The organism is Aeromicrobium sp., assembly GCF_014378035.1.
In the GTDB taxonomy this organism is placed as follows: domain Bacteria; phylum Actinomycetota; class Actinomycetes; order Propionibacteriales; family Nocardioidaceae; genus Aeromicrobium.
Genome location: NZ_JACMOM010000248.1, coordinates 1 through 3,106 on the forward strand (window position 1 = coordinate 1; position 3,106 = coordinate 3,106).

The 3,106-nt window shown below is 66.9% G+C and carries 4 protein-coding genes; 3 read left to right on the forward strand and 1 reads right to left on the reverse strand.

Features of this window, described 5'->3' with window-relative positions; all coding sequences use genetic code 11:
• Positions 1 to 489, forward strand: a 489-nt coding sequence (locus H7290_RS13065) for a hypothetical protein (RefSeq protein ID WP_290514451.1), incomplete at its 5' end; no start/stop codon positions are given.
• 188 nt (positions 490 to 677) lie between these two features.
• Here the strand turns inward: H7290_RS13065 and H7290_RS13070 are convergent.
• Positions 678 to 1,166, reverse strand: coding sequence for a MarR family transcriptional regulator (locus tag H7290_RS13070; protein WP_290514452.1), 489 nt, complete (start codon positions 1,164 to 1,166; stop codon positions 678 to 680).
• A 201-nt stretch (positions 1,167 to 1,367) separates the two neighbouring features.
• On the opposite strand from H7290_RS13070, the gene H7290_RS13075 reads away from it, so the two are divergent.
• Together H7290_RS13075 and H7290_RS13080 are read left to right on the forward strand one after the other, a co-directional pair.
• Positions 1,368 to 2,288 carry an EamA family transporter gene (locus H7290_RS13075; protein WP_290514453.1) on the forward strand — a complete coding sequence of 307 codons (921 nt, stop codon included), beginning with the start codon at positions 1,368 to 1,370 and terminating at the stop codon, positions 2,286 to 2,288.
• Positions 2,279 to 2,887, forward strand: coding sequence for an NAD(P)-dependent oxidoreductase (locus H7290_RS13080; RefSeq protein WP_290514454.1), 609 nt, complete (start codon positions 2,279 to 2,281; stop codon positions 2,885 to 2,887). The genes H7290_RS13075 and H7290_RS13080 overlap by 10 nt, the downstream gene beginning before the upstream one ends.
• The last annotated feature ends 219 nt before the right edge of the window (positions 2,888 to 3,106 follow it).

Sequence of the window (3,106 nt, forward strand, 5' to 3'; positions counted from 1 at the left end):
CGGATCACTGTCCACTCCCGCAACCCTGCGCGGCGAAAGGAGTTCAGCGATCGGGCCGCGGCCGAACTCGGTCTGACCGTGGACCCCTGCGACCAGGCCCGTGACGCGGTCACCGACGCGGACATGGTGGTTCTCGCCACCAGCAGCCCCACCCCGGTCATCGATACGAGCTGGCTGCGCCCCAACGTCGTCGTGACCACCATGGGACCCAAACAGGTCGGCCGCGCCGAGTCTCCCCCTGACCTCGTCACCGGAGCCGTGTTCGCGGTCACCGACTCCATCGACCAGCTCCGCAGCTACGACCCGCCCGCCCTGACTGCCGCCATGAGTGGCATGCTCGAGCTCGCCCACCTTGTCACCGGCACTGTCAAAGCTCCCACTGCAGGGCGCCGCATCTACTGCTCCGTCGGCCTCGCCGGCAGCGAGGTCCACCTTCTTGGTCGACTCGCCGAGAGAGCCCGCTCACCCCACGCCACGGACAGTTCGTGACCAGCAGGCAAGCAGTCACCTCACCGAACCGCTGGGCGAAGTCCCCGCGAGTGTGATCAACGGCCTCCGATGGTCGCGCAGTGCACGAGTACGGTGTCGGCCTCTGCGACCTATCCACGGACGAGCACGTTGTAGGCAGTGACCAGCACGATCAGAGACGAAGCTACCTCGATGGGTTGAGGTGGTGATTAGTCGCCCAGGCTGGTGAGCAGGGTTCGGAGCAGGCTGGCGAACTGCTCGCGTTGGCGTGGGCTGAACGCGTCGAGCAGGCGTTCTTCGTTGGCCAGGTGGTCGGCCACGGCGCGGTTGATGAGTTCGCGGCCAGATGGTGTGAGATCGATGAGCACGGTGCGGCGGTTTGTCGGGTCGGTCTCGCGGGTGACCAGGGCCTTGGTGACGAGCCGGTCGATCCTGTTCGTGATCGCGCCGGAGGTGACCATGGCCGAGACGGCGAGTGCACCAGCCGTCATACCCCTCGGCCCTCCGGCGCGCAGGAGCGTCGCGAGGATGTCGAACTCGCCTGGCTGAAGGCCGTGTTCGGTGAAGACTCTCTGCAGCGCCCGCTCGGTCAACCGCGTGGCTCGAGAGAGACGGCCGATCACGCCCATCGGTGACGGGTCGAGGTCCGGGCGAGCCACTCGCCACTGGGCCAGGATGCCGTCCACGCTGTCGTCCATCAAACTCCTCGACGTTGAACTGTTTGGCCTAAAGGTATCACCGGTCATCTAGGGCACGTATCTAGTCATCTAGGGCACGTATCTAGTCATCTCGCCGGTTTGCAGCCAAGCCAACGCATCAACGTTAAACTGTTTGACATTGAGGTAGCACTCGATCTAAGGTTGCCGCGTTGAACTATTCAACGTTGAGAGGTTGCCATCATGTCCGCATCAGCCCGCACCGCGCTCACCGCGCTCACCGCGCTCACTGCGATTGCGCCAATCTCGTGGGGCACGACCTACGTCGTCACCTCAGAATGGCTGCCTCCGGACCGCCCCCTGCTGTCCGGCCTGCTGCGGGCCCTGCCGGCTGGGCTGCTCGCGATCGCAATTGGTCGGCGACTCCCGCACGGCTCGTGGTGGTGGCGGGCTGCTGTTCTCGGCGTCCTCAACATCGGCGCCTTCTTCGCGCTGCTGTTCCTGGCGGCGTACCGCCTGCCCGGAGGGGTCGCGGCAACACTCGGGGCGATTGGTCCGCTGGCCACCGCGGGCTTCGCGCTGGCGCTGTTGGGTGAGCCGCCGACTCGCTGGCGCCTCGGCTGGGCGATGGTCGGCATCGCCGGAGTCGCGCTCATGGTGATGAGGCCAGGCGCCGAGTTCGATGCGGTGGGTGTTGTAGCCGGACTCACCGGTCCGGTCGCCATGAGCGCTGGCGTAGTGCTCACGCGGCGCTGGGGCCGTCCGGTTGGGGCGGTGTCGTTCGCCGGGTGGCAACTCACCGCCGGCGGGCTCTTCCTTCTCCCGATCGCCCTGATCGTCGAAGGCGCACCGCCACATCTGCCCATCGAGGCATTCGGTGGTTACGCCTGGCTTGGCCTGGTCGGCACCCTGCTGGCGTACACCCTCTGGTTCCGTGGCATCGGCGAACTGCCGGTCGTCGCGGTGTCCTTCCTCGCGCTCCTCTCACCCATCGTCGCGACCACCATCGGCTGGGCCGTGCTTGGTCAGAGTCTGACAACCATGCAGACGGTCGGCTTCGGGCTCACCCTGCTCGCGGTGCTCGCCGCGCAGATCCCGCGCCCTCAACGGGTCGCGCCACGCATACCAAAACCCGCACTCACCCAGGAGTCCTCATGCAGATAGCCGTCATCGGAGCAGCAGGCAACGTCGGCAGTCGAGTCGTGGCAGAAGCCCTCCGCCGTGGCCACCGGGTCACCCCACTGTCCCGGGACGACGTCGATGCAACCGATACCAACGCAGTCGCTGACCTCATCGCCGGTCATGACGTCGCAGTGGGAGCGACCCGGCCGGTCCCCGGCGACGAGCAATCAGCACTGGTCGCCACCCGTTCATTGCTCGACGCGCACGCCGCAGCCGGTGTGCGGTTCGTGATGGTCGGCGGCGCGGGCAGCCTGCTCGTGCCCGGCGCCGGCAACCGCCTGGTCGCGGACGACCCGCGCTGGGTGCCGCCCGAGATCGCCGACCTTGCGCGGACCGGCAACGACCAACTGACACTGTGCCGCGAGCACGGCCGCGCGGACTGGACCTACGTCACGCCATCGGCACTGATGGAACCCGGGCTGCGCACCGGTTCATATCGGGTCGGACAGGACGAGCTGCTGGTCGACAGCACTGGTCGCTCCTACGTCTCGATGGAGGACATAGCGGTCGCGGTCGTCGACGAGATTGAGCAACCAGCCCATCGCGGCCAACGCTTCACCGTGGCGAGCAACCTCTCCTGATCGACCCCTGCTGATCGATTATGCACTGGGTGCACGACCGCGGCGCTGTGCGCGGGCGGACCAACTCACGCACCAACGGGGCTCTTCGCAGAAGAGGGTGTGGTCCGTGGTTGAGCGCGCCGCCGCGCTGGTCACGGGATAGGCGTCGAGGTCTTCCGAGGATGGAGGTTCCTACGCCGTCCACCTGAAAGACCTCGACATGCCCGACGCTACCGTCGC

Coding starts and splice junctions, on each gene's coding strand:
- H7290_RS13070 (WP_290514452.1), bottom strand. CDS start 1,166: ATGGACGACAGCGTGGACGGCATCCTGGCCCAGTGGCGAGTGGCTCGC.
- H7290_RS13075 (WP_290514453.1), top strand. CDS start 1,368: ATGTCCGCATCAGCCCGCACCGCGCTCACCGCGCTCACCGCGCTCACT.
- H7290_RS13080 (WP_290514454.1), top strand. CDS start 2,279: ATGCAGATAGCCGTCATCGGAGCAGCAGGCAACGTCGGCAGTCGAGTC.